Origin of the sequence: Streptomyces sp. NPDC025273, from assembly GCF_040638585.1 — a bacterium.
Taxonomy (GTDB): Bacteria; Actinomycetota; Actinomycetes; order Streptomycetales; family Streptomycetaceae; genus Streptomyces; species Streptomyces cinereorectus.
Genome location: NZ_JBEZYP010000007.1, coordinates 279378 through 304439, shown reverse-complemented (window position 1 = coordinate 304439; position 25062 = coordinate 279378). Strand labels below are relative to the sequence as shown.

At 72.3% G+C, this 25062-nt stretch carries 7 protein-coding genes; all 7 read right to left on the bottom strand.

Going from position 1 to position 25062, the window contains the following annotated elements; genetic code table 11:
• Window positions 1-176: 176 nt before the first annotated feature.
• Window positions 177-392 (bottom strand): MbtH family protein, encoded by a 216-nt coding sequence (locus AB0F38_RS15070; protein ID WP_361892128.1) that lies wholly within the window; start codon window positions 390-392, stop codon window positions 177-179.
• On the bottom strand, window positions 389-7531 hold the full coding sequence (locus AB0F38_RS15065) for an amino acid adenylation domain-containing protein (protein ID WP_361892126.1): 7143 nt from the start codon (window positions 7529-7531) through the stop codon (window positions 389-391). The genes AB0F38_RS15070 and AB0F38_RS15065 overlap by 4 nt, the downstream gene beginning before the upstream one ends.
• A 166-nt stretch (window positions 7532-7697) precedes the next feature.
• Window positions 7698-11489 (bottom strand): condensation domain-containing protein, encoded by a 3792-nt coding sequence (locus AB0F38_RS15060; protein WP_361892123.1) that lies wholly within the window; start codon window positions 11487-11489, stop codon window positions 7698-7700.
• Window positions 11490-11566: 77 nt separating this feature from the next.
• Window positions 11567-13477, bottom strand: a complete 1911-nt coding sequence (locus AB0F38_RS15055) for an amino acid adenylation domain-containing protein (RefSeq protein WP_361892121.1) — start codon at window positions 13475-13477, stop codon at window positions 11567-11569.
• 8 nt (window positions 13478-13485) lie between these two features.
• Window positions 13486-14517: a TauD/TfdA family dioxygenase gene (locus AB0F38_RS15050; protein ID WP_361892118.1), complete on the bottom strand. Its 1032-nt coding sequence runs from the start codon at window positions 14515-14517 to the stop codon at window positions 13486-13488.
• Between the two features lie 120 nt (window positions 14518-14637).
• Complete coding sequence (locus AB0F38_RS15045; protein ID WP_361892116.1) at window positions 14638-15423, bottom strand: alpha/beta fold hydrolase; 786 nt, start codon at window positions 15421-15423, stop codon at window positions 14638-14640.
• Window positions 15420-24944, bottom strand: a complete 9525-nt coding sequence (locus AB0F38_RS15040; protein ID WP_361892113.1) for an amino acid adenylation domain-containing protein — start codon at window positions 24942-24944, stop codon at window positions 15420-15422. Before AB0F38_RS15040 ends, AB0F38_RS15045 begins: the two co-directional genes overlap by 4 nt.
• Between the last annotated feature and the right edge of the window lie 118 nt (window positions 24945-25062).

The window sequence follows — 25062 nt, the reverse complement described above, 5'->3', positions numbered from 1 at the left end:
ATAGGGTCGTAAGGATTCCCGGAGGGGAAGTCGGGGCGGCAGTACGGAGCGGCAGTTTCCTTTTCCGATCCACGTCCCGTGGCGGTCGCGATGAAGGAGGAATGGGAAAAGAGCCACGTCCCGCGCGGATTGCGCGGGACACGGCTCTTTTCTGCCTGTTTCTTTCCCGAGGTGTGTCAGGAGTACTGGGCCACCAGGCTCCGGGGGCGGATGTCGGTCCAGTTCGCGGTGATGTACTCCAGGGCGCCGGCGCGGCTTCCGGTGCCCCAGACGCTGCTCCAGCCTGCGGGAATGTCCGCGAAGTCGGGCCACAGGGCGTGCTGGCCCTCGTCGTTCACGACGACGTGGAAAATGCCCTCGGTGTCGTCGAAGGGATTGACGGCGTTGCTCATGACTGGCTCCTCAGTTCGTTTTCCTGCAGGGCGGAGAGTTTCTCCGAGATGATTCTTCCGACGTGTGAGATGGGCTCTTGCTCAGCCATCCGGAGGTGACCGGATTCAACGGTGTGATTTTCGATGATTCCGTCCAGGAACGGAATCCAGGTAGCGGCCAGGGCGCCTTCCGCCTCACCCTTTCTTCGGGCGGTGAAGAAGAGGGCGCCGGTGTCGGCCACGCCCGGCACGTGCCGGGCCATGAGAGCGGCGTGCGTCTCGGAGGCACCGAGCACCCCCCGGATCTCGGCGGAGCTGAACCCGCCGAGGACGGGGTCCTCGCGACGGATGCGCTCCACCTCGGCCGCGAGATCGCCGGCCGCCGCCGGCGCGCTCTCCTGCGGCGGCAGTACGGACACACTGCCGGGCCCCGTCTGGTGCACGTCCATCAGCGCGAGCAGCTCGACCCGCTCGCCGGCCTCACGGAGCCGGACGGCCATCGTGTGGGCGACGATGCCGCCGAAGGACCAGCCGAGCAGCCGGTAGGGGCCCCAGGGCTGGATCTGCCGGATGTGCTCGAGGTAGTCGTCCGCCATCTCCTCGACGCTGCGCGGCCGGTGGCCCGGCTCGCTCAGCGCCCGTGCCTGCAGGGCGTACAGCGGCTGGTCGTCGCCCAGGTGCCCGGCCAGGCCGGCGTAGGCCCATCCGACACCGGTGCCGGGGTGCACGCAGAACAGCGGGCGGCGGGCGCCACGGGTGCTCAGCGGCAGCAGCACGCCCATGGCTCCGGCCGATCCGTCCTCGGGGGAGCCGAGCAGCCCGGCGGGGGTCGGCGAGCGGAACAGGTCGCGGACGGTGCGTTCGACGCCCAGGACCGAGCGGACGCGGCTGACCAGGCGGATGCCGAGCAGCGAATGCCCGCCCAGCGCGAAGAAGTTGTCGTCGATGCCGACCCGGGGCACACCGAGGATCTCGGCGAACAGCCCGCACAGCACCTCCTCACGGGCGTTGCGGGGCCGCCTCCCCCCGCCCGCCCCGGCGTCCCGCCGCGGGGCGGGCAGCGCCGCGCGGTCCGGCTTGCCGTTGACGGTCAGCGGGATCGCGTCGAGGACGACGACCGCGGAGGGCACGAGGTGCTCGGGCAGCGCGGCGCGGGCCGTGGCGAGCAGCTGCGCCTCGGTGACCGCCTCACCGGCGCGCGGCACGACGTAACAGACCAGGCTCCTGCGGCCCGGCGCGTCCTCGCGGACGAGGGCGAGGACCTGCCCGGCCGCCGGGTGCGCGGACAGCGCCTGTTCGACCTCGCCCGGCTCGATCCGTACCCCGCGCAGCTTGATCTGGCCGTCCGCGCGCCCGAGGAAGCGCAGCTCCCCGCCGGGGGTCCACACCACGCGGTCGCCCGTGCGGTACATACGGCTGCCGTCCGCCTCGAACGGGTCGGGGACGAACCGCTGCGCGGTCAGGCCGGGCCGTCCCGTGTAGCCGCGCGCCACATGGGAACCGGCGATGTACAGCTCCCCGGGCACCCCCGGCGGCACGGGCCGCAGGGCGTCGTCGAGGACATGGCTGCGGGTGTTGTCCATCGGGCGGCCGAGGTGCACCCCGGCGCCCCGGAGCGAACGCTGACCCGTCGTGAACCACTGGTTGTGGGAGGCGAAGGCGGTCTCGGTCGGCCCGTACGAGTGGACGAGGACGGTGTCCGGGCAGTGGTCCAGGACCCGCTGGACGGCCTGGGGGGAGGCGACGTCCCCGCCGGTCCACACCTCGCGGAGCAGCCCCAGCGTGTCCAGGCCCTCGTCCGCCATGACGTGGAACAGACCCATGGTGAAGTAGGCGGCGGTGACGCCGTGTTCGCGCACGGCCCGGCCGGTCTCGGCCAGGTCGGTGCCGTCACCGCGCATGATCACGAGGCTGCCGCCGTTCAGCAGCGGCACCCAGATCTCGAAGACCGAGGCGTCGAACCCGGTCGCCGAGTGGACCAGCATCCGCTGCGGGCCCCCGGTGGCGATGTCGCGGTCGGCCGCCAGCGCCACCACGTTGTGGTGGGTGACACCGACCCCCTTGGGGCGGCCGGTGGATCCGGACGTGAACATCACGTACATCAGGTCGTCGCCGGTGGCCCCGCAGGCCGCGGACACGGGCGCGGCCGCCTCCCCGGGTACGGCGGCGTCCACGGCCAGCACCGGCAGGGCGGCGCCCTCCGGCTGCGGGACGCACGCGGTGCGGGAGGCGTCCGTGACCACCAGACCGGCCCGCGCGTCCGTCAGCATCAGCCCGATGCGGGCCGACGGCAGCCGCGGGTCGAGCGGCAGGTAGGCGGCGCCGCACTTGAGGGCGGCGAGCGCCGACACGACCAGCGCCACCCCGCGCTCCAGCAGGACGCCCACGGTGTCGCCGCGGCGCACTCCCGCCGACCGGAACCGGGAGGCCAGCACCTCGGCACGGGCGTCGAGCTCTCCGTATCCGAGGGTCTCCTCGTCGGTGATCAGCGCCGGGGCGGCCGGGGCCGCGGCCGCCCGCCGGGCGATCAGCTCGTGCACCGTGCCCGGGGCCGGCGCCGCGGTGGCGGTGGCCGTGTCGTTGTACTCGGCGATCAGCCGGAACCGGTCGGCCGCGGTGAGCAGGTCGACCCTTCCGATCCGTGTCGCCGGGTCGGCGGCCACGACCCGCAGCAACTCCCCGATGTGGGCGGCGAGCAGCGCGGCGCTCGGGGCGTCGAAGAGGTCGGTGGCGTACTCCAGACCGCCGGCCAGTCCGGCCCGCTCCCCGTCGCCGTCCTGCCGTTCCCACATGGCGAAGGTCAGGTCGAACTTGGTCGAGATCCCCCCACCGGCGCCCGGTCCGGCCGGCCGGAAGAGGGCGTCCGCGCCGGGGGCGTCGCGGGTGTAGTCGTGGTGGAGCTGGACGACCGTCTGGGCCAGCGGGTGGTGTGCGGTGGTGCGGGCCGGGTTGATGTGTTCGACCAGGCGGTCGAAGGGGAGTTCCTGGTGCGCGTAGGCGGCCAGATCGGTCTCCCGGACCCGGGCGAGGAGCTCCTCGAAGGTCGGGTCGCCGGAGGTGTCGGTGCGCAGCACCAGGGTGTTGACGAAGAAGCCGACCAGATCGCTCAGCTGCTCGTCGTCGCGTCCCGCGGTCATGGTGGCCAGCGGCAGGTCCGTGCCCGCCCCGTGCCGGGTGAGGACGGCGGCCAGCGCCGCCTGGAGAACCATGAAGAGCGTGGCGCCGCTGCGCCGGGCCAGCGTCTCCAGGGCCTGGTGGGTCGCGGCGTCGACGGTGACGGGGGCGTGTCCGCCCCGGTGGGAGGCTTCGGCGGGGCGGGGGCGCGCGGCGGGCAGTTCGAGCACCGGGGGAGCACCCGCGAGGGTCTTCTCCCAGAACGTGAGGTGCGCGCGGGCGGCCGGTCCGGTGCTCAGCTCCTGCTGCCAGAGGGCGTAGTCGGCGTACTGGACGGGCAGCGGCTGCCACTCGGGCGCACGGCCCCCGGCCCGGGCGACGCAGGCGTGGGCCAGGTCGGCGAGGAGCGGCCCGGTGGACCAGCCGTCCGCCGCGATGTGGTGCACGAGCAGGACGAGGACCTGCCCGCTTCCGTCGTCCGGTTCGACCAGCGTGCCCCGCAGGGGGATCTCCTCGGCGAGGTCGAAGACGTGCCCGGCGGCCGCGGCGACGGTGTCGGCGAGCGCCCCGGCCGGGACGGTCCGCACGTCGAGGGCGGGACGGGCCGCCGGCAGGATCTCCTGGTGGGGTTCGCCGTCCACGGCCCGGTAGCGGGTGCGGAGTGCCTCGTGGCGGCCGGCGAGGTCGGCCAGTGCCTCGGCCAGGACGTCCGCGTCCAGCGGTTCGGCCGGGTGCAGGACCAGCGGGATGTTGTAGGTGGCGCTGGGCCCCTCGAAGGCGTCGACGAACCACAGCCGGCGCTGCGCGTAGGACAGCGGGACGCGCTCGGGCCGGTCCGCGCGCGGGGCGAGTCGCGCGGCGGCGGGGGCGTGCTCGCCGCCGTCGGCCGTGACGCCGGTGGCGATACGACGGGCCAGGGTTGCGGGAGTGGGTGCCAGCAGCAGGTCGCGTACGTAGATGTCGGCGCCGAGCCGGGCCCGTATCCGGTTGGCGAGGCGCACCCCGCTCATGGAGTGGCCGCCGATGGTGAAGAAGCCCTCGTGCGGGCCGACCTGGTCCAGTCCGAGGACCTCGGCGAACATGGCGCGCAGCGTGTCGACGTGTTCGGCGGGCGGCGCGTCGGCGGCGAGGGCGGCTGCACGGTCCGCGGTGGCGGCTGCCTCGACGGCCCGGGCGGCCGCTCGCTTCCGGCGTCCGTCCAGGGCCCGGCGGTCGTCGGCGGCGACCAGTGCCGCGTCCGCGACCAGGGAGGCGGGACGGTCGGCGGCGGCGCGCAGGGCGCGTTCCAGCGCGGCCAGCAGAATGCTCGCCGTGTCCTCGTCGAGGACGTCGCGGGCGTACTCCAGAGCGAGCCGCAGTCCGGCGGGCGCTCCGGCGGCGTCCCGGTGCTCCACACACGCGGCCGTGAGGTCGAACTTGGTGGTGGCCGGGCCGGCGGCCGTGAATCGGCCGTCGATCGGGCCGAAGCGGAAGGCGCTGTCGTCGGGGCCGGCCGCTGTCAGGGTCAGCATCACCTGGAACAGCGGGTGCACGCCGGGCGTTCGCGGCGGGTTGAGGTGCTCGACGACCAGGTCGAAGGGGACCCTCTGGTGGGCGAAGGCGGCCAGGTCGGTGTCGCGGACCCGGCCCAGCAGATCGGCGAAGGCCGGATCGCCGGAGGTGTCGGTGGGCAGGACGAGCGTATTGACGAAGAAGCCGACCAAGGCGTCGAGCGCCTCGTCGTCGCGTCCGGCCACGGGCGTGCCGAGGGCCACCCGCTCGCCGCCGCCCGCCGCGCGCAGGGCCAGGCCCAGCGCTGCCTGGAGCACCATCAGGAGGCTGGCGTCGTGATCGGCGGCCAGGCGGACCAGCCGTGCGTGGACGCCGGCCTCCAGGGTGACGTCCACCAGACCGCCGCGGTGGCTCGGGACGGCGGGACGCGGCCGGTCGAGCGGCAGATCGGTGACGGCGGGCACCCCCTCCAGGGCCTCGCGCCAGTGCTCCAGGCCCTGGGAGACGGCGGAGTGCGGGTCCTCACTCGCGCCGAGCAGGTCGTTCTGCCAGAGGGTGTAGTCGGCGTACTGGACCGGCAATGGTTCCCGGTCGGGGGCGGCGCCCCCGGTCCGGGCCCGGTAGGCGTGGGCCAGGTCGGTCATCAGAGGGGTGAGTGACCAGCCGTCGCCCGCGACATGGTGGAGCAGCACGGCGAGGGTCGCGCCGGGACCTTCCTCGGGAAGGAACAGAGCCACCCGCAGGGGGAGTTCACGCGAGAGGTCGAAGGTCTCGGCGGTGAACAGGGCCACCTGGTCCGGAAGTTCGCCGGACGGGCACAGGACGGTACGCGGCCGGATCGCGGACGGGGCCAGGACGTGCTGGTACGGCTCGTCCCCCGGAGCGAGGAACACGGTGCGCAGCGCCTCGTGCCGCTCGGCCAGGTCCCCCACGGCGGCGGCCAGCGCGGTGAGGTCGGGCGCGGTGTCCAGGTGCAGGACGATCGGCAGGTTGTACGCGGCGGAGGGGCCGTCGAGCTGGTTGACCAGCCACAGGCGGCGCTGGGCGTGGGAGAGCGGCACCCGGTCGTCGACGGGCAGCGGCTCCTCGTCGACGACCGGCAGCCGGGGGTCGGCGGTGCGCAGCGCCTTGCGGTTGATCTTCCCGGAGCTGGTACGGGGCAGCGCGACGACGACGCTGACGGCGGCGGGGACCGCCGCGGCGGGCATGCGCTCGCGTATCCAGGCGCGCAGTTCCTCGGCGCCGGTGCCGCCCTCGGTGACCACGAAGGCGACGAGCCGCTTGACACCGTCTCCGCCCTGCTGGGCGACGACGGCGGCTTCCCGGACCTTGGGGTGGCCGGCGAGGACGGAGTCGACGGCGGCGGGGTCGATGCGCTGTCCGCCGATCTTGACCTCGTCGTCGGCACGGCCGTGGTACACGATCTGGCGGTCCTCCCCGATGGTGACGAGGTCGCCGGTGCGGTAGGCGCGTTCGCCGTCCAGCTCGGTGAAGCGGCGGGCGTTCAGCTCGGGACGGCCGAGGTATCCGCGCGTCAGACCGCCGCCCAGCAGGAACAGTTCACCGCCCACCACCGCGGCCCGTACGCCGGGCAGGGGGCGGCCGATCGGGATGGGGCCGTCGCCGTGCCGGCTGAGGTCGGCGACGGTGGCCACCACGGTGGTCTCGGTGGGGCCGTAGGCGTTGAGCAGCCGGACCCGCTCCCCGGCCAGGGCGCGCCACTGGGCGACCCGCTCGGGGAGGGCGGCCTCGCCGTAGATGATCACGGTGCGCAGACAGTCCGGGAGCCGGGCCGAGCCGGTGGCCAGGACGTAGACGAGTTCGTGCCAGTAGGCGGCGGGCAGGTCGAGCAGCGTGATGCCGTGGCGGGCGCACCCGGCCAGGAGCTCCGCGACGTCGAGCATGTCCTCGGTGCGCAGCACGAGGGTGCCGCCCGCGCCGAGGGTGGCGAAGACCTCCTGGACGCTGGCGTCGAAGTGCAGCGGGCTGAACTGGAGTACCCGGTCGTCGGCGCCGATGCCGTAGACGGGGATGGCGCCGGCGATGAAGTGGGCGAGGGAGTCGTGGGCGACGACGACGCCGTTGGGAGTGCCGGTCGATCCGGAGGTGTAGATGACGTACGCGGCGTCCTCGTCGGCACCTGGGCCGGCCAGGACGACCTCACCGTGCCGGGCGACCTCTGCGGGGGCGGGTGCCAGGTCTCCGCAACTGTCCTTCAGGACAGCCGCGTTGCGGGCGTCGGGGGCCTCGACGTCGAGGGGGAGATAGGCGGCGCCGGTGCTGAGCACGGCGAGCAGGCCGACGATCGCGTCGATGCCGCGCGGCCGGTGCAGGGCGACGAGGCGACCGGGGCCCGCACCCGCCCCGGTGAGGGCACGGGCGCGGTCGCGCACCGCCCCGGCCAGCTCGGCGTAGGTCAGCCGGGCGGTGCCGTGGACGAGGGCGCAGGCGCCGGGGCGGGTGCGCACCTGGTGGGCGATGAGGTCCAGCACCGGCGGGGCGGGGGAGGGAGGTGGTCCGCCGTCGAGCAGGTCTTCCGTTCTGATGGGGGCCATGCTGATTTCCTCCGGTAAAGGGCCGAGAGACCGGGGCGAACGGGTCCTCTCGCCTCCGTGCCCTTCACGCTAGGGGCGGCGCGACCCGGGACGGGGCAGTACGCCAGGCAGCTCCGGGCGGCAGTATGCCGCCCGGAGCTGCCGGTCCCGCCAGGTGCCGGGGGCGTCAGCCCCGGCTCCGGGTGCCCGCGCGGGTGCGGCGCCGCAGCGCCGGCGACGCGGCGCGTCCGGCCGCCGCCGGAGCGGCCGCGGCCCCGTCACCGGCGGCGAGCCGCCGGGCCAGGGACGTCACGGTCGGGTTGCGGAACACGTCCCGCAGGGTGAGGTCCTGGCCGAATTCGGAGCGCATGCGGTTGAGCAGCCGTACGGCCAGCAAGGAGTGGCCGCCCGACTTGAAGAAGTTGTCCGAACGGCTGATGGCGCGACCGTCGAGAACGTCGCGGAAGACGCCCAGCAGGCGTTCCTCCCAGTCGGCCGGGACCTCTGCCGCCGGTGTCTCCTCCTCGGGCAGTTCCGCGGCGTCCTCACCCGGCCCCGGAAGGCGCGGCACCTTGATCACGCGGGCGGGGGCCAGGTACTCGGGCAGCCGCTCGGAGGCCCAGCCGCGCAGCTCGGCCTCACCGGCGCCGGGCGCGCAGACGACGTACGCGAGCAGCCGGCCGTCCCGGACGGCGACGGCCGCGCCGGACACGGCGGGGTGCCCGGTCAGCACCTCCTCCACCCGGCCGGGCTCCACCGGGTAACCGCCCACCGTCTGCGTGGCGACGGGGTGCAGGGCGCCGTCGGCCCCGGGGTAGGCCCGCCGCCCCGTGGCGCGCGGCGCCCCGCCCGGGGTGAGCGCGTGGACCTCGCCGGGCACCCGCACCGGCACCGGACGCCCCAGCTCGTCGAGGACCGCCTCCCGGCCGCCCGGAGCCGGCGGACCGTACCGCGGCCCGGACAACGGCGCTCCCGGATCCGCGGCGAACGCGTCGAGGGTCTCGGCCAGCCGCCGGGCCAGGAGGCGGGCGGTGTCCTCGTCGTAGAGCGCGGTGGCGTATTCGAGGACGCCCTGCAGACCGGCCGGGCCGCCGTCCGGCTCCGCCCGTTCGGTCAGCGCGAAGGTGAGGTCGGACTTGGCGCCGGTGCTGCGGAAGACGACCGGATCGCCGTCCAGGGCGGAGGGGGCGCCGGCCGCGGTCCCGGCGGCGTGCACCTGCACCATCACCTGGACGAGCGGAGCGTGGGCGGCGGAACGGTGCGGACTGAGGTGCTCGACGAGCCGGTCGAAGGGCAGGTCCTGGTGGCTGTAGGCGGCGAGACCGGAGTCGCGGACCCGGCGCAGCAACTCCGTGAACGCGGGGTCCCCGGAGGTGTCGGTGCGCAGGACCAGCGTGTTGACGAAGAACCCGACGAGCGGGTGCAGGGCGTCGTCGGCACGGCCCGCCACGGTGGTGCCGAGCGCCACGTCGGTGCCGGCCCCATGCCTGGTGAGGAGCGAGGCGAGGGCGGCCTGCACCACCATGAAGAGGGTCGCGCCGTTGCGGCGGGCGATGCGCAGCAGCCCCCGGTGGGTGGCGGCACCGACCTCGAAGCCGGTGAGGGCGCCGACCCCGTCACCCTCCGCCGGCCGGGGCCGGTCGGTGGGCAGCGCGAGCAGCGGTCCCATCCCGTCCAGGGCCTTTCGCCAGTACGCGAGCTGTTCACCGGCGATGCCGTGCTCGCCGTCGAGCAGGTCGTTCTGCCAGAGGGTGTAGTCGGTGTACTGGACGGGCAGCGGTCGCCAGCCGGGAGCGCTGCCCCCGGCGCGGGCCCGGTAGGCGGTGTCGAGGTCGGCGAGCAGGCAGCCGGTGGACCAGCCGTCCCCGGCGATGTGGTGCACCAGCAGCACCATCACCTGGCTCCCGCCGGCCTCCTCCATGAGCCAGGCGCGGAACGGGATCTCGGCGCCGAGGTCGAAGACGTGCCCGGCGGCGGCGTCCACGGCCGCCCGCAGCCGGTCCGGCCCGTCCGTCGTGACGGTCTCCAGCACGGGTCGCGCGCCCTCCAGCACCTCCTGATAGGGCTCACCGCCCGCCGACCGGTACACCGTGCGCAGCACCTCGTGCCGTTCGGCGACGTCGCCCAGGGCGGCGGCGAACGCGTCCGGGTCGACCGGGCGGCGCAGCCGGGTCACCACCGGAATGTTGTAGGTGGCGCTCGGTCCCTCCAACTGCCTCATGAACCAGAGGCGTTGCTGGGCGGCGGACAAGGGGGTCCGGGTGGGCCGCAGTGCTTTCGGCACCGGGCGCAGGGCAGGTCGTACGGAGTCCTCGCGGTCCTCACCGAGGCGCCGCAGCAGCTGTCCGGGAGTGGGGGCGAGGAATATGTCGCGGATGGCGGCCCGCAGGCCGAGGGTGGTGCGGATGCGGTTGGTGAGCTTCCCGGCGAGCAGGGAGTGCCCGCCCAGCTTGAAGAAGTTGTCCGAGGCCAGCACCTCCTCACGGCCCAGGATCTCCGCGAACAGACTGCGCAGGATCTCCTCGCGGGGATCGGCGGCGCGGCGTTGGCCGGGCCGGTCGCCGTCGTGCGGCGCGCCCTGGGTGGCGGCGTGCCGTTCGGCCCGGGTCAGGGCCTCATGACGGCGGTCGAGCTCCTGGCGTTCACCATCGGTGAGCAGGTCGATCCGGCTGACGGGGGTGTCGCCCGCCTGCTCGGCGAAGGCCGCCAGCGCGCGCTGGAAGAGGGTCAGGAGCAGCCGCGCGGTGTTCTCGTCGTAGAGGTCGGTCGCGTATTGCAGTCCGAGCTGCACGCCGTCGGGATCGCCGTCGGGCCGGTGCGTCTCGGTGCAGTGGAAGCTGAGGTCGAACTTGGCGGTCGCCAGGTCGGCCCCGTCGAGAGCGGCGGGTATGCCGCCGATGGACACGGTGGTGTCCTGCGCGGTCTGCGCGGTGAGCATCACCTGGAAGAAGGGATGGCGGCCCAGGGACCGTTCCGGGTTGAGGTGTTCCACGAGCAGGTCGAAGGGCAGGTCCTCGTGGGCGTAGGCGGCCAGGTCCGTGTCGCGGACCTGGTCCAGCAGTGCGCCGAGTCCGACATCGCCGGAGAGATCGGCGCGCAGCGCGAGGGAGTTCACGAAGAATCCGACGAGTTCGTGCAGGTCCTCCTCGGGGCGTCCGGCCACCGGCGTGCCCACCACCACGTCCGGGCCGGCGCCCGCCGCCCGCAGCGCCAGGCAGAGCGCGGACCGGGCGGCCATGAAGAACGTCGCACGGTGGGCCCGGGCCAGCCGGGTCAGCGCCCGGTGGGCCGAGGCGTCGAGGAGGCCGGTGACGGTGGCCCCCCGGTGGGAGGGTTCCACCGGACGCGGCCGGTCGGCGGGCAGCCGGGTCACGGCCGGGATGCCGTCCAGGGCCTCGCGCCAGTGGGCGAGCTGCTCGTACGCCGTGCTCCGCGGGTCCTCGGGATCACCGAGCATGTCCCGCTGCCACAGCGCGTAGTCCGCGTACTGGACGGGCAGCGGCTCCCGGTCGGGAGCACGGCCTTCGACGCGGGCCCGGTAGGAGGCGTCGAGGTCGGCCAGGAGGCAGCCGACCGACCAGCCGTCGGTGGCGATGTGATGGATCAGCAGGACGAGGACGGCCTGTCCCGCAGGATCGGTGAACAACCGTGCCCGCAGCGGAAGTTCCCGCTCGATGTCGACGGGGGTGCGCGCGAGGGCCGTGACGGCGGCATCCAGTTCGCCGGCCGCGCACTCCCGGACCTCGAACCGTACGTCGGGATCGCCGACGATGTGCTGGTACGGCTCGGCGTCCTTGGCCGGGTAGACCGTGCGGAGTACTTCGTGACGCTCCACCACGTCCCGCACCGCCGCCGCGAGGGCACCCCGGTCGGGGGTGCCGTCGAAGCGCAGCACGACCGGTGCGTTGTAGGCGGGGGACGAGCCCTCCAGCCGGTTCAGGAACCACAGCCGACGCTGGGCGTAGGAGAGGGGGATCACGATTGCTGCTCCTCGGGAAGGGCGGGGGCGGGCGGGGTACGGGCGGAAGGCGGAACCTGCGGATACGCGGGAGGAGTTCAGGCATCCCGGGCGGCCATGAGCTCGCCGATGTGAGCGGCGAGGTCACGCAGTCTCGGGTGGGCGTACACGGCCTTCACGGGCAGTGACAGGGAGAGCTCGGCCCGTACCCGGGAGACCAGCTTGATGGCGAGCAGCGAATGGCCGCCGAGCTTGAAGAAGTTGTCGTCGGGTCCGATCGACGAGCGGCCGAGGACCTGGGCCCACACCCGGGCGATCAGCTCCTCCGCACGGCCGGCCGGAGCGGCCCCGTCGTCCTGTGCCGCCGCCGGCCCGGGCTCCGCCGGGGCCGCGGGGAGACTCGGGGGCAGCGCCGAGCGGTCCAGCTTGCCGCTGGGCGTCGTCGCGAAGCGATCCACGGGGACGAACGCCGAGGGAACCATGTACGAGGGCATCTCGGCAGTCAGCGCCGCGCGCAGTACTTCGGGGTCGCCGCCCCGGTGGTAGGCGATCAGGCAGGCGGTGCCGCCCGCGTCCGCGCCCAGGATCACGGCGGCCTCGGCCACCCCGTCCTGGCGGGTCAGGGCGGCCTCGGTCTCCGCCGGCTCGATGCGGTGCCCGCGCAGCTTCACCTGACCGTCGGCACGGCCCAGGTAGGCGAGCCGGCCGTCCGGCAGCAGGCGGCAGCGGTCGCCGGTGCGGTACATCCGCTCGCCGGGGCCTCCGGTCGGGTCGGCGACGAACCGCTCCGCGGTCAGCCCGGGACGGCCCCGGTAGCCGCGGCCGACGCGTCGGCCCGCCAGATACAGTTCGCCGGCCTCCCCCGGGGCGACGGGTGCGAGGCCTTCGTCCAGCAGGAGCGCCCGCAGGCCCGGCAGCACCGTGCCGATGTGCGGCCGGCCGGGCCGGTCGATCCAGCCGGCGGTGGCGTCGACGGTGCACTCGGTCGGCCCGTACACATTGAGCGCGCGCAGCAGGCCGGACCGGTGGGCAGCCGCCAGCCGGTCCCACAGTGCCGGACTGATCGCCTCACCGCCGACCAGCAGGGTCAGCGGCCGGGGGCCGCCGTCCCCGGTGAGCAGGTCGAGCAGCGGATCGGCGTGCGAGGGGGTGATGTCCAGGTCGGTGAGGGCCTGGGCGTCGATGAACGCGGCGAGCAGCGAGGGGTCCCGGCGGGTCTCCTCGTCGATCATCACGAGGGTGTCGCCGCGGCAGAGCCGCACCCACTGCTGCACCGACGCGTCGAACGACGGGGAGGCGTTCCAGCCGACCCGGCGGCCCTCCCCGGTGGCGGCGCCCACCCCCTCCAGCTCTCGCAGCAGCAGGGAGGCGGCACCGCGGCCGATCTCCACGCCCTTGGGCCGGCCGGTGGACCCGGAGGTGTAGATGACGTAGGCCAGCGTGCCGGCGGCGACCGGCTCCGGCGCGAACACGGCCGGACGGCCGGACTGTTGCGAGGTCAGGGCGGACAGGGAGAGGGCCGGGACGCCGGAGCCCCGAGGCAGGGACGCGGTGACCGCGACGACCGCGAGGCCGGCGCCGGAGTCCTCGACGAGGTACCGGCGGCGCTCCTCGGGCAGCGCCGGGTCGACCGGCAGATAGGCGGCGCCGGCGGTGAGGGTGCCGATGATCGCGATGACCAGGTCGGCTCCCCGCGGCAGGCAGAGCGCCACGACGCTCTCCGGGCCGATGCCCCGGGCGGCCAGACCGGCCGCGAACGCGGCGGCCTCCTCGCGCAGTTCGGCGAAGGTCAGGTCCCGGTCACCGCCCACGACGGCGGTACGTCCGCCGGGGACGGCGGAGAGCCGGGCCATCAGGTCGGCCGGCCCGGTACCGGCCGCGCAGTCGCCGCAGGAGCAGAAGGCCGGGTGGCCGACTGGTGCGGAGCAGGTGTCGCAGCCCGCGCAGGAACCGTCCGGCGCGAGGAGCGGGGCGGGGGCGGGGGAGCGATCGGGAAGGACGGCGGTCATGGCGGGGCTCACTCTCCGTACGGGGTGGTGGAGGGCGCGGTGCTCGGGGAGCAGTCGGCCAGCGGGACGGGCTCGCCCATGGCGACGAGGATCTTGCGGGCGCCGGTGTAGGACTCCCGGCCGTGTGCGCAGAGGATGTTGTCGACCAGCATCAGGTCGCCGCGCTGCCAGGTCTCGCGCACGGTGACCGCCTGGTACACCTCGTTGACGGTGTCCACCTCGGCATCGGTGAGGGAGGTGCCGTCGCCCAGGTAGGTGTTGAACGGCAGCCCGTCCTCGCCGAAGGTGTCGACGAGGACCTCGCGGACGTCCTCGTCCAGGGTGCGGGCGTTCCAGAAGGCGAAGTGGTTGAACCAGGAGCGCTCACCGGTCACCGGGTGGGTGATGATCGCGGAGCGGAGCTGCCGGGTGCGCAGGGTGTCCTCGTCCAGCCACTCGTAGCCGATGGCGTTCGCGTCGCAGTACTCCTCGGCGCCCTTCGGCTCCTCGGAGGAGAAGGCCTTGCGCCAGGGCATGCCCGCCAGGTCGGAGTAGTTGCGCTCCAGCAGCCAGCCTGCCTTCGCGAACCGGGCCGTCAGGTCAGCCGGCAGCATGGCGAGTGCCTTGCGCATGTCACCGACGGTGGTCGCACCGCCGGTCTCGGGTGCGATGACGCAGCCGAACAGCAGGACGCCGGGGAAGTCCAGGGTGTAGCTGTTCTCGTTGTGCAGACGGATCGGCTGGACTGCGGGCAGGTCGGTGGAGGAGAACACCCCCTCGCCGAAGTCGGTGCGGGGGGTGGCCTTCTCCTTGTACCCGGCCCGCTCGGCGATGAGCGCGTCACGCGCCTCGGCGAACGTCGCCGCGTCCTCGACCGGCAGACCACGGAGCAACACGGCGCCGGAGCGGTGCAACTCGGCCTGGATGGCGGGGCGGTGGGCGGTGAGCCAGGCGGCGGCCTCGGCCATGCCGGTGAAGTCCGGGGTGTGCACGAGAACCGGCTTGCCGGGCTCGCGGATCGGGGTGATGCCGGTGGCGGTGGGCTGGGAGAGTGTGGTCACGGGAGTTCTTCGTCCTTCGCTGGAAGTCGGTGGATGGGCTGGGATCCGGTGGAGTTCCACGGGCCCCGGCACCATGCGGACGGGATCGCGCGGCACCCCGCGGAAGGCTGGCCGACGGGGTCAGCCGGCCGCGGTCGCGGCGTCGCGCAGGGTGGCCAGAACAGGGTTGAGGCGGGCGAAGAAGCCCTGCAGGTCCTGCTGGAAGTAGAAGTGGTCGCCGGGGAGAACCTCCGGCACGACATCACCCCCGGCCACCAGGGACCAGCCGCCGAGCATGTCGACCGGCACGATCGGGTCGGCGTCGCCGCCGAAGACGGCGACCGGGCAGTCGAGCCGGATGTCGGGGACGGTGCACCGGTAGGCGTCGTCGATGGCGAAGTCGGCCCGGATGGACGGCAGGACGATCTCGCGGAGCTCCGGTTCGTCGAGGATGCCGTCGTCGGTGCCTCCGCGCTCCTTGATGGCGGCGACCAGCTGGTCGTCGTCGAGCAGCTCCGGGTGCACCGGGCACTGGTTGGGCAGGACCGGCGCCCGGCAGGCGGAGGCGATCAGCCCCCGGGGGGTGTGGCCGGCCGCCTGAAGGGCGCGCGTCACCTCGAAGGCGACCAAGGAGCCCATGCTGTGGCCGAGGACCACCAGGTCACCGGTGTCCGCGGGCAGTGAGTCGACCACCGGCAGCGCCAGGTCGTCGACCGACTCGGGCAGGTCCTCGCAGTAGCGGGCGCCCCGTCCGGGGTACTGGCCGATCAGCAGCCGCACATCGGCCGGCAGGTGCTCGCGCCAGGCGCCGTACGCGTGGGCGTTGCCCCCGGCGTGCGGCAGCACCAGCAGTGACAGGCGGTGCGGGGCATCGCCCGGCAGGTCCCAGACGACGTCTTCTGCGGCGGGCGGCGGGGAGGTGGTCATGAACTCATCCGTTCTGTCCTGGTACGGCGGCGGAGGGCGGGTCGGGCCTTCTGCACGGGGGCGGCCTGGAGGGAGGCGATGTGCTCGGCGAGCCGGGCGGGGGTGGGGCGCTGGAAGAGGTCGCGGACGGTCAGCCGGACGCCGAGCGAACCGGCGATGTGGTTGGTGAGGCGGGCGCCCAGGAGCGAATGCCCGCCCAGCGTGAAGAAGTCGTCGTCGATCGTCAGCGCGGCGCTCGTGCCGAGCGTGCCGGCGAAGAGGGCGACCAGGGTCTCTTCGAGCGGGGTGCGCGGCTGACGTCCGCCCGAGGAGACGGCTGCCCGTGGGGTGGGCAGGGCCTGGGTGTCGATTTTTCCGTTGGGGGTGAGGGGGAGTCGGTCGAGGGGGGTCAGGTGGGTGGGTACGAGGTGTTCGGGGAGTTGGTCGGCCAGGTGGCGGCGGACGTCGTCGGGTGTGAGGTGGGTGGATTCGGTGACGTAGTAGGCAGTCAGTTGGTCGTGGTGGGTGGTGAGGGTGGCTTGGGTGATGTGGGGGTGGGTGAGGAGGGTGTTCTCGATTTCGCCGGGTTCGATGCGGAAGCCGCGGATTTTGATTTGGTTGTCGGCTCGGCCGTCGTAGTGGAGGTGGCCGTGGTGGTCGAAGTGGGCGAGGTCGCCGGTGCGGTAGAGGTGGGTGCCGGGGGGTCCGTAGGGGTGGGGGATGAAGTGGGTGGCGGTGGTGTCGGGTCGTCGGTGGTAGCCGTGGGCGAGGCCGTGGCCGGCGAGGTAGAGGTGTCCGGTGGTGCCGGGTGGGCACAGCTGGAGGTGGTGGTCGAGGATGTGGGCGGTTTTGTTGGTGAGGGGGGTGCCGATGGGGATGGTGGTGGGGGGTTGGTTGGTGGGGTTGATGGTGTGGGTGGTGGTGAATCCCATGGATTCGGCGGGGCCGTAGCCGTTGGTGATGGTGAGGTGGGGGTGGTGTTGGTGGAGTTTGTGTATGTGGGTGGGTGAGGCGGCTTCGCCGCCGGTGTAGGTGGTGGTGACGGTGGTGAAGGCTTGGGGGTGTTCGTCGGTGAGGTAGTTGAAGAGGCTGGCGGAGAGTTGGAGCATGGTGACGTGGTGTTGGTGTGCGAGTTCGGTGATGAGTGCGGGTTCGGGTTTTTGTCCGGGTTGGAGGACGGTGGTGGCGCCGTGGAGGAGTGCGCCCCAGAATTCGAGGCTGAAGGCGTCCCAGGAGACGGGTGAGCATTGGAGGAAGACTTCGTCGGGGCCGAAGGTTCCGTAGTTCTGTGCGGTGACGGTGGAGACGAGGTTGCGGTGGGAGGAGAGGATGCCCTTGGGGCGTCCTGTCGATCCTGAGGTGAACATCAGGCACGCCACGTCAGCACCGGTGAGGGAGAAGCCGAGGTCGTCGTCCCGCAGGGCGGTGAGCCGAGTGGGATCCTCGGCCACCGTGACCCATGGCCCGCCCAGGCGTTCCGACAGTGCCGCGTCGGTGATCAGGTGGGTGATGCCGGCGTCCTGGGCGGCGGAGCGCAGCCGCTCGTCGGGGAAGTCGGGGTCGAGGAGGGTGTATCCGGCTCCGGTCTTCGTCACCGCGATCACGGCCGCGGCGAAGTCCGCTCCCCGTTCCAGCAGCACACCGGCCATGCCACCCCGGGCCAGGCCCAGGCCGTGCAGGTGGCGGGCCCACCGGTTCGCGGTCGAGTTGAGTTCGGCGTACGTCACCCGCCGTTCGCCGTCGATCAGTGCGGTCTTCTCCGGTCGGCGTGCGGCCTGTTCCTCGAACCGTTCGACCAGGGTCGCGTCGTTGGTGTCCGCGGTGGTTCCGGCCCAGGGGCCGGTCAGCAGCTCGCGCTCGGTCGCGGTCAGGACGTCGAGGTCGGCCAGGCGCAGGTCCGGGTCGGCCAGTGCCTGCCGGAGGACTCCGCCGAGGACGCGGGCCATCCGCCGTACCGACGCCTCGTCGAACACATCCCGGGCGAAGAGGATCGCGCCGTGCAGGCGCTTGCTGTCGTCGGAGCGGAGGAGGAACTCCAGGTCGAACTTGGCCGAGCCGTTCAGGACACCGGACACCTCCGCGGCCTGAACACCGGCCAGGCTCAGCTCCGGCAAGCTGCCTGCCTCCAGACCGAGGCAGATCTGGAAGAGGGGGTGTCGGGTGAGGGTGCGGGTGGGGTTGATGGTGTCGAGGACGAGGTCGAAGGGGGTTTCCTGGTGGGCGAACGCGTCGAGGTCTGTGGTGCGGACGTGTTCGAGGAGTTCCCGGAAGGTGGGGTTGCCGGCGGTGCTGGTGCGTAGGACGAGGGTGTTGACGAAGAATCCGACGAGGTCCTGGAGTTGTTCGTCGCCGCGTCCTGAGGCGGGTGAGCCGATGGCCAGGTCGGTGCCTGCTCCCAGGCGGGTGAGGGCGGCGACGAGTGCGGTGTGCACGACCATGAAGGGGGTGCACCCCTGCGTCCGGGACAGTTCACGGATCCGCTCGTAGAGGTCGTCGCCCAGTTCTACGGTGACTTCTCCGCCGTGGTGGGTGGCGTGGGCGGGGCGGGGCCGGTCGAGGTTGAGGCTGTGTTCCTGGGGGAGGCCGGTGAGGGTGGTGCGCCAGAAGTCGAGGTCCTGGGCCAGGAGGCTTTCGGGGTCTTCCGCGGAGCCGAGGAGGCGTCGTTGCCACTGTGCGTAGTCGGTGTACTGGATGGGGAGCGGTTCCAGGACGGTTTCGTCGTCGGGTGTGGTTCCGGTGAGGCGGGCTCGGTAGGCGTGGGAGAGGTCGGTGAAGAAGGGGGTGTTGGAGCTGCCGTCGGTGGCGATGTGGTGGAGCAGGAGCAGGAGGACCTGTGAGCCGTTGCCGAGGTCGAAGAGGGTTGCGCGCAGGGGGGTTTCGGTGCGCAGGTCGAAGACGTGGCGGGCGGCTGCGGTCAGTTCGGTGTCGAGGTCTTCGGCGTCGATGTGGCGGTGTGTGACGGTGGTCTGTGTGGAGGTGGGGGGCAGGACGCGCTGGCGGGGTTCGCCGTCGATGGTTTCGAAGACGGTGCGGAGGGGTGCGTGGCGTGCGGTGACGTCGTTGAGTGCGGCTTCGAGTGCCGTGGTGTGCAGGGTGCCTTGTATGCGTACGGCGATGGGGACGTTGTAGGCGGCGTTTTTGCCGTCGATGTCGGCCAGGAGCCAGAGTCGTTGCTGGGCGTAGGAGGCCGGCGGCAGTGCGTCGTCCTGGTGTGGTGCCGCGAGGAGCGGGGGCGGTGCGGGTGTGCCGTTCTTCTCGGTGAGGTGTGCGGCGAGGCGGGCGGGGGTGGGGTGCTGGAACACGTCGCGGATGGTCAGCCGGACGCCGAGGGCGTCGGCGATGTGGTTGGTGAGGCGGGCGGCCAGCAGCGAATGCCCGCCCAGCGTGAAGAAGTTGTCGTCGGCCCCGACCGGCTCTGTCGTCTTCAGGGCTTTGGCGAACAGTGTGACCAGGATCTCCTCCCTCGGCGTACGCGGTGCGCGCCGCGTCCCAGGGACCGACCGTGGGGTGGGCAGGGCCCGGGTGTCGATTTTTCCGTTGGGGGTGAGGGGGAGTCGGTCGAGGGGTGTCAGGTGGGTGGGTACGAGGTGTTCGGGAAGCCGGTCGGCCAGGTGGCGGCGGACGTCGTCCGCTGTGAGCTGGGTGGATTCGGTGACGTAGTAGGCAGTCAGTTGGTCGTGGTGGGTGGTGAGGGTGGCTTGGGTGATGTGGGGGTGGGTGAGGAGGGTGTTCTCGATTTCGCCGGGTTCGATGCGGAAGCCGCGGATTTTGATTTGGTTGTCGGCTCGGCCGTCGTAGTGGAGGTGGCCGTGGTGGTCGAAGTGGGCGAGGTCGCCGGTGCGGTAGAGGTGGGTGCCGGGGGGTCCGTAGGGGTGGGGGATGAAGTGGGTGGCGGTGGTGTCGGGTCGTCGGTGGTAGCCGTGGGCGAGGCCGTGGCCGGCGAGGTAGAGGTGTCCGGTGGTGCCGGGTGGGCACAGCTGGAGGTGGTGGTCGAGGATGTGGGCGGTTTTGTTGGTGAGGGGGGTGCCGATGGGGATGGTGGTGGGGGGTTGGTTGGTGGGGTTGATAGTGTGGGTGGTGGTGAATCCCATGGATTCGGCGGGGCCGTAGCCGTTGGTGATGGTGAGGTGGGGGTGGTGTTGGTGGAGTTTGTGTATGTGGGTGGGTGAGGCGGCTTCGCCGCCGGTGTAGGTGGTGGTGACGGTGGTGAAGGCTTGGGGGTGTTCGTCGGTGAGGTAGTTGAAGAGGCTGGCGGAGAGTTGGAGCATGGTGACGTGGTGTTGGTGTGCGAGTTCGGTGATGAGTGCGGGTTCGGGTTTTTGTCCGGGTTGGAGGACGGTGGTGGCGCCGTGGAGGAGTGCGCCCCAGAATTCGAGGCTGAAGGCGTCCCAGGAGACGGGTGAGCATTGGAGGAAGACTTCGTCGGGGCCGAAGGTTCCGTAGTTCTGTGCGGTGACGGTGGAGACGAGGTTGCGGTGGGAGGAGAGGATGCCCTTGGGGCGTCCTGTCGATCCTGAGGTGAACATCAGGCACGCCACGTCAGCACCGGTGAGGGAGAAGCCGAGGTCGTCGTCCCGCAGGGCGGTGAGCCGAGTGGGATCCTCGGCCACCGTGACCCATGGCCCGCCCAGGCGTTCCGACAGTGCCGCGTCGGTGATCAGGTGGGTGATGCCGGCGTCCTGGGCGGCGGAGCGCAGCCGCTCGTCGGGGAAGTCGGGGTCGAGGAGGGTGTATCCGGCTCCGGTCTTCGTCACCGCGATCACGGCCGCGGCGAAGTCCGCTCCCCGTTCCAGCAGCACACCGGCCATGCCACCCCGGGCCAGGCCCAGGCCGTGCAGGTGGCGGGCCCACCGGTTCGCGGTCGAGTTGAGTTCGGCGTACGTCACCCGCCGTTCGCCGTCGATCAGTGCGGTCTTCTCCGGTCGGCGTGCGGCCTGTTCCTCGAACCGTTCGACCAGGGTCGCGTCGTTGGTGTCCGCGGTGGTTCCGGCCCAGGGGCCGGTCAGCAGCTCGCGCTCGGTCGCGGTCAGGACGTCGAGGTCGGCCAGGCGCAGGTCCGGGTCGGCCAGTGCCTGCCGGAGGACTCCGCCGAGGACGCGGGCCATCCGCCGTACCGACGCCTCGTCGAACACATCCCGGGCGAAGAGGATCGCGCCGTGCAGGCGCTTGCTGTCGTCGGAGCGGAGGAGGAACTCCAGGTCGAACTTGGCCGAGCCGTTCAGGACACCGGACACCTCCGCGGCCTGAACACCGGCCAGGCTCAGCTCCGGCAAGCTGCCTGCCTCCAGACCGAGGCAGATCTGGAAGAGGGGGTGTCGGGTGAGGGTGCGGGTGGGGTTGATGGTGTCGAGGACGAGGTCGAAGGGGGTTTCCTGGTGGGCGAACGCGTCGAGGTCTGTGGTGCGGACGTGTTCGAGGAGTTCCCGGAAGGTGGGGTTGCCGGCGGTGCTGGTGCGTAGGACGAGGGTGTTGACGAAGAATCCGACGAGGTCCTGGAGTTGTTCGTCGCCGCGTCCTGAGGCGGGTGAGCCGATGGCCAGGTCGGTGCCTGCTCCCAGGCGGGTGAGGGCGGCGACGAGTGCGGTGTGCACGACCATGAAGGGGGTGCACCCCTGCGTCCGGGACAGTTCACGGATCCGCTCGTAGAGGTCGTCGCCCAGTTCTACGGTGACTTCTCCGCCGTGGTGGGTGGCGTGGGCGGGGCGGGGCCGGTCGAGGTTGAGGCTGTGTTCCTGGGGGAGGCCGGTGAGGGTGGTGCGCCAGAAGTCGAGGTCCTGGGCCAGGAGGCTTTCGGGGTCTTCCGCGGAGCCGAGGAGGCGTCGTTGCCACTGTGCGTAGTCGGTGTACTGGATGGGGAGCGGTTCCAGGACGGTTTCGTCGTCGGGTGTGGTTCCGGTGAGGCGGGCTCGGTAGGCGTGGGAGAGGTCGGTGAAGAAGGGGGTGTTGGAGCTGCCGTCGGTGGCGATGTGGTGGAGCAGGAGCAGGAGGACCTGTGAGCCGTTGCCGAGGTCGAAGAGGGTTGCGCGCAGGGGGGTTTCGGTGCGCAGGTCGAAGACGTGGCGGGCGGCTGCGGTCAGTTCGGTGTCGAGGTCTTCGGCGTCGATGTGGCGGTGTGTGACGGTGGTCTGTGTGGAGGTGGGGGGCAGGACGCGCTGGCGGGGTTCGCCGTCGATGGTTTCGAAGACGGTGCGGAGGGGTGCGTGGCGTGCGGTGACGTCGTTGAGTGCGGCTTCGAGTGCCGTGGTGTGCAGGGTGCCTTGTATGCGTACGGCGATGGGGACGTTGTAGGCGGCGTTTTTGCCGTCGATGTCGGCCAGGAGCCAGAGTCGTTGCTGGGCGTAGGAGGCCGGCGGCAGTGCGTCGTCCTGGTGTGGTGCCGCGAGGAGCGGGGGCGGTGCGGGTGTGCCGTTCTTCTCGGTGAGGTGTGCGGCGAGGCGGGCGGGGGTGGGGTGCTGGAACACGTCGCGGATGGTCAGCCGGACGCCGAGGGCGTCGGCGATGTGATTGGTGAGGCGGGCGGCCAGCAGTGAATGCCCGCCCAGCGTGAAGAAGTTGTCGTCGATCGTGGGGCTGTCGGGCAGGCCGAGCGTCCTGGCGAACAGCGCCACCAGGATCTCCTCCTCGGCCGTGCGGGACGCGCGACCGCCCGTGGGAGTGATCGACGGGGCGGGCAGGGCACGCTTGTCGATCTTCCCGTTGGCCGTGAAGGGGAGCCGGTCCAGGGGTGTCAGAGACGCGGGTACGAGGTGCTCGGGGAGCCGGTCGGCCAGGTGACGGCGCATCTCTTCGAGAGGGACGGGCTGATCCGCGACGACGTACGCGGCGAGCCGGTCGTCGTGGAGGGTGACCACCGCCTGGGTGATGCGGGGGTGGGTGAGGAGAGCGGCCTCGATCTCGCCGGGTTCGATCCGGAAGCCGCGGACCTTGACCTGGTCGTCTGCTCGTCCCTCGTAGTGGAGGACGCCGTTCCGGTCGAAGTGGGCGAGGTCGCCGGTGCGGTAGAGGCGGCTGCCCGCGCCCCCGAAGGGGTGCGGGACGAAGCGGGTGGCGCTGATGTCCGGCCGCCCCTGGTATCCGTGGGCGAGGCCGTCGCCCGCGAGGTAGAGCTCCCCCGTCGTACCCGGCGGGCACAACCTCAGGTGGCTGTCCAGGATGTAGGCGGGCTTGTTGACCAGGGGGGATCCGATGGGTATCACCGGGTGTGGCTCCGTGCCCGGCTCGACGGTGTGCGTGGTCGCGAAGATCATCGCTTCCGCGGGCCCGTAGCCGTTGACGACGGCCATGCCGGGCCGGAGCCGCTGGAGGGCGTGGACGTGGGTGGGGGAAGCGGCCTCGCCGACGGTGAAGGCGGTGGTGACGGACGCGAAGGCTTCGGGATGTTCGTCGACGAGGTAGTTGAAGAGGGTTGCGGACAGCAGCAGGGTGGTGATGCGGTGCCGCTGTGCCAGCTCGTCGACGATCGCGGGTTCGGGCTTCTGCCCCGGCTGGAGCACGGCGGTGCCACCGTGCAGCAGGGCGCCCCAGAGCTCCAGACTGAACGCGTCCCAGGAGACGGGTGAGCACTGGAGGATGACCTGGTCCGGGCCGAAGGGGAGATAGCTCTGCCGGGTGAGGGTCGAGACGAGATTGCGGTGGGAGGACAGGATGCCCTTGGGCCGGCCGGTCGAGCCCGAGGTGAACATCAGGCACGCCGCGTCCTCGGCGGTGAGCGGGAGGCCGAGATTCCCGGTGCCGTGGTCCAGGAGCGCTGCGGGGGCCTCGGTATGGACGGCCCACCCGCCGGCGATACGGCCGGCGAGCTCCTGGCGCGTGACGAGGTGGCCGATACCCGCGTCGTCGGCTGCCGACCGGAGGCGTTCGTCGGGGAAGTCGGGGTCGAGCAGTACGTGCGCGGCGCCGGTCTTCAGGACCGCGAGCAGAGCGGTGACGAAGAGAGCGCCACGCTCGAAGAGGATGCCCGCCATGTCACCGCGGCCCAGGCCGCGCGAGCGCAGGTGCCGGGCCCACCGGTTGGCGTCGGCGTTGAGTGCGGCGTAGCTGACCCGCTGGTCCCCGTCGATCAGTGCTGGCTTGTCCGGGAACCGTGCCGCCTGCTCCTCGAACCGCTCCACCAGCGTCGTCTCGTCGGCCTCCACCACCGGCCCGGCCCAACGGCCGGTCAGCAGCTCACGCTCGGCCCCGGACAGCACGTCCAGACCGGCCACCTCGCGTGCGGTCGGCTCCTCGGCGGCCAGGGCCCCGGCGAGGAAGCCGACGAACCGGTCCTGATGGGCTGCGACGGCGTCCACGTCGACACCGTCGACCGGGGTGTCGAAGTCGATGCGCAGCCCGCCGGCCGCTCCCAGGTCGTACGCGGTGATGCTCAGGTCGTCGACCGGGCCGTTGCTGACGTTGTGGTTGACGCTCGGGTGACCGCACACGGTCAGTTCCGAGTTGAAGCCCATGAGGTTGATGACGGGCGAGGCGAGCCTGCGTGAACCGTCGAGGACACCCGCGTCCCGGCACAGGTCCTCGTAACGGGTCATCTGGTGGCGCAGGCCGTGCTTGACCTCGGTGGACACCGACCGGACCAGCGCGCTGAGCGACTCCCCGGGCCGGACGCGCAACCGCAGCGGAACGATGTTCGACATCATGCCGGGCGTGCTCCGCGCGGTCCTCGACTTCCGGCCCGTCACCGGCAGGGCGACCACCAGCTCGTCCGCGGCCGTGACCCGGTGCAGGTAGACCGTGAACAGCGCCACCAGGAGGATGGACCAGGAGACGCGCTCGGTACGGGCCACGGACCGCAGCCGCTCGGCGTCCGCCGGGGACACCCCAACGCTCCGCCGCGCGAAGGGCAGTCCACCGTGCGCGGCGGGGGCCCGGCCGGCCCCCTGGACGATGCGGGGCGCGTCCGGGGCACCGGCCAGGTGCTCCTGCCAGCCCTTCCGTTCGGCGGCCGCTTCTTCGGACTGCCGGTAGACGGTGTCCTCGGCGATGAGATCGGCAAGCCGTCCGAAGGGGGAGGCGTCCCACGGCTCGCCCGCGACCGCCAGCTCGTACAGCGCGATCAGCCGCGCCAGCAGCATCGAGACGCCCACGCCGTCGACGACCAGGTGGTGGAAGCCGTAGAAGTAGAAGTACCTCTCCTCGCCCAGCTTGAAGAGCGCGCAGCGTACGGGGGCCTGGCGGGTCAGGTCGTACGGGGCACAGACCATCGCGTCGATCCGGCGCCATGCCTCCGCCTCCGGGTCGTCCATCGCGCTCACGTCGGTGAACGGCAGGCTGCGGGAGCCGGCGTCCGTGCCGACCAGCTGCCACACCTGCTCCCCGTCGTCCTCGAAGCGCAGGACACGCAGGGAGTCGGCCTCCTCGGCCAGCCGCCGCCAGGAGGCCGCCATCAGCTCCGGGTCCACCGGCCCGAGAATCTCCCTGCACTCGCCGACGCTGTACCGCAGCCCGGTGGGGTCGAGGGTGTGGGCCGTCCAGATGTCACGCTGGGCCACCGAGAGCGGCAACCGGACGACGGCCGGGACAGGTGCGACGGGCGCATCGGACGGCATGGGAGCTCCTGGGGAAGTCGCTGCGGAGGTGGGCGGAACGGCGCCGGGCGGAGGGTCGTGCCGGGCGGGGCAGTGCCATACAACCCGTGGGTGGGGCCGCGAAGCGGCAGTAGACCCG